Source organism: Shewanella sp. SM32 (assembly GCF_025654235.1).
In the GTDB taxonomy this organism is placed as follows: Bacteria; Pseudomonadota; Gammaproteobacteria; order Enterobacterales; family Shewanellaceae; genus Shewanella; species Shewanella oncorhynchi.
Genome location: NZ_JAKKRO010000132.1, coordinates 1 through 2,470, shown reverse-complemented (window position 1 = coordinate 2,470; position 2,470 = coordinate 1). Strand labels below are relative to the sequence as shown.

Below are 2,470 nucleotides of genomic sequence, written 5' to 3'. Positions count from 1 at the left end.
AATTTCGACCTAACTCAGTCAAGGTCAGTGTCTTACATTCAATCAGTGCCTTAGAGGCCAGCATCAAGCTGTTTAATCGTTTTAGGTGAAGTTCTGGGCAGTATTGGTGTAAAGAATGTTGTAGGATATTGGCTTCGCGCATCTTGTTGTCCAAGTGTAGTTTTTAGCGAAACCATTTGATCATGCAACAAGATGCGCTTCCACCCTAATTTGATGATTTATTTGTAAATCATCAGGGGATTCTTCAGCCTATGGCATTGCAATATCGCCTCGGTGCCAAGTCGATTTTGGATTTCCCAAATAAGTTTGTTGGTCCTGAAAAATGTGGTGAGTGCCACGGCCCACAATATGAAAAGTGGAAACGTTCACGCCATTCAAAAACCTTACGTTTTCCGGGGAGTCATCCCGAAGTCGATAACGATTTAAACAAAACCATGTATGGCACTAAGGATACTTCTATCCTGCCAGACGGCATTACCCCTGATGCAATTTATGCGACGGTGGGAACACCAAGAACCAAATACGGCTTTATCGACAGCTACTTAGTACGCGGTACCTTCCATGTGAAAGACGGTTTACTCAAAGATGGTACTGGCACTATGGTCGCCGGCGGTAACCAATTCTCCCGTGGTTGGGCTGAATGGTTAACCCCTGAAATGGCGAAGAAAATTCAGAAAGTTATTCCTGAATTTCCAACTAAAATGGAAGATTTTGGCGCGAGTGGTTCACACCAGTGGGGTATGAGCTCCTATGGTGCTAAATACGAGAAGGAATTCTTATTCCAACCTGCGAGTTCCTATTGCGAAATGTGCCACACCTTTAAGTTTGATTTTAAAACTAAAGATGAGTTTTTTGCAGCCCTTGGTAATCCTAAAGAGCTACAAAAACATACAGTGTCACTCGGTATTACCTGTGAAGAGTGTCATGGCGCAGGTGGTCATTTAGACGGCGGTATCGGTGGTGGTATGCCTTCTAACTGCGAGCGTTGTCACCAGCGTTTTAACTTCGTAGAAGAACTTGCGCAAACCCCACAGGGTAAAGAAAAACTGGAATATGCCTTTAACGTGAAGATGAAATCTTCTTGCCCATCTTGTGGTACAGAAGGTTCGCAAATGTTTGCCTCGTCTCACTACGATAAGGGCATGCGTTGTTCTACCTGTCATGATCCACACGAAGTGACTGATGGTGATTGGAAATCCGGTATTACTAAACCAAAACTCATCAAAGAATGTACCGATTGCCATACGGCACAGGCTGAAATTGCGAGTAATACCAAGACCCACAGTAAACAAACTTGTCAAAGCTGTCATATGCCAAACATGGGTAGTTGTGAAAACTTCACCGCGATCCAGTTCCCTGATATGGCCGGTTTCGACAACGTTCGTAAGTCGCACATGTGGAAAATCGATGTCGATCCATTGCGTAAGACGCTTAACCCACCTGAAGGTAAGTCTCGCGACTCATCCACTAAGGGCTGGACTGTGGCGAAGGACGAAAATGGCCATAACTACCTCGATCTGATGTGGACCTGTGCTCGTACTTCCGCTTCTGATCACGATGTAGTGGATAACAAAGGCTGCCATAGTCAATTCCAATCTAAGTTGGGTGAGGGTCTGCACTTTAAAGATCAACAGCAAATCTACGGCAAAGTTCAGAAGTGGCAAAAACCAGTGAAAGAAACCTATGCCAAAGTAGAAAAAGCCCTTATTAGCATCGATAAGTCGCCCAATATGGCGAAGTTATCGGTAGAAGATAAGACGCAAGTGCTGTTGTTGACCGATAAAGCTCAAGATGTCCTCAAGCTGATTAAAGCCGATGGTTCATGGGGGGTTCATGGTGCGCGTTACTCACAAAAACGCTTAGATGCCGCCTTGACCTATGTGACCCAAGCCCAAGCCATTATTGATGGTAATGCGCTGAGTGCGAAGAAAATATAGTTTAACTTGAGTCCTAGTTATCCCCGACACCTTTGGGTGTCGGGGAATATGAGAGCCTAATTATGCATAACATGCTTCGTCAAAGTGTAAGCCGAATATTGATGGTGTTGGCCTTAGGCGTGACTGCTATGCCAGTCATCGCCGGTGGTGGCTCAGAAATGTCTGAAGTGCCCTATAACGAAATCCAATTAAATCCCATTTCGATGATGGAAGCGGAAACCTTAGTCGGCAAACAAGGCGTTTATTTTTTCGACGTAAATACACTGGAGATATGGGCAGAAGGTTTCGGTGTTTTTCAAGATAGTTGTCACTCTTTGTTTAAATATTAAGCTGCATTTATTACGCCTTCTTCTGGTGCCTTATCTGGGTTGAGTGTTACAGCGCCAACCGCTTCACAATTTCTGATCTCTGTAGACCAACGCATCGGTTTTCTTTCCTTCGCCGCCTCAAGCACTTTCTTGCGCTTCGCTAAAATAGCGCCATCTTGCAGTGCATGACGTTGCCCTGGTGAGACAAAATTTAGCTGGCTGTGT

4 pseudogenes are annotated in these 2,470 nt (G+C 44.8%); 2 read left to right on the top strand and 2 right to left on the bottom strand.

Annotated features, from left to right (window positions below):
* Positions 1 to 142, bottom strand: a pseudogene (locus L5M10_RS23610) (IS4 family transposase); the annotation flags it as partial.
* 103 nt (positions 143 to 245) lie between these two features.
* Here L5M10_RS23610 and sirA point away from each other — a divergent pair.
* Together sirA and L5M10_RS23600 are read left to right on the top strand one after the other, a co-directional pair.
* Positions 246 to 1,937, top strand: a pseudogene (sirA, locus tag L5M10_RS23605) (dissimilatory sulfite reductase SirA); the annotation flags it as partial.
* 62 nt (positions 1,938 to 1,999) lie between these two features.
* A pseudogene (locus tag L5M10_RS23600) lies at positions 2,000 to 2,224 on the top strand (rhodanese-like domain-containing protein); the annotation flags it as partial.
* A 38-nt stretch (positions 2,225 to 2,262) separates the two neighbouring features.
* On the opposite strand, the pseudogene L5M10_RS23595 reads toward L5M10_RS23600, so the two are convergent.
* Positions 2,263 to 2,470: pseudogene (locus L5M10_RS23595) on the bottom strand (IS3 family transposase); the annotation flags it as partial.